The sequence below is a fragment of the Pseudomonas sp. TH37 genome, assembly GCF_016650735.1.
Classification (GTDB): Bacteria; Pseudomonadota; Gammaproteobacteria; order Pseudomonadales; family Pseudomonadaceae; genus Aquipseudomonas; species Aquipseudomonas farris.
The window spans coordinates 1-214 of record NZ_JAEKFD010000032.1 but is presented as its reverse complement, the minus strand read 5'-3'; the positions used below and the strand labels follow the sequence as shown (position 1 = coordinate 214).

Sequence of the window (214 nt, the reverse complement as noted above, 5' to 3'; positions counted from 1 at the left end):
CACGCTCAGCGAACCACCACCGGTCAGTGCATCGTTCGGCGCGGTGAAATTCACGCTGGCGCTGCTCGAACCGACCGGGATGGTGATGGTCTGGCCGTTGGACAGGGTGACAACGACTGGCGAACCGGTGACCGGTGCGCTGATGGACGCGGTGTAAACCACGGTGCCGCCTTCGGCTACAGTGCTGGTCGCAGTGAGGTTTACGGTCGAGGTA

1 protein-coding gene is annotated in these 214 nt (G+C 63.1%); it reads right to left on the bottom strand.

Translation table 11 applies throughout. The annotated features are described in order from the left end of the window. Window positions 1-214: immunoglobulin-like domain-containing protein (locus JFU11_RS27960; RefSeq protein WP_201062766.1), on the bottom strand; the 214-nt coding region annotated here is incomplete at both ends.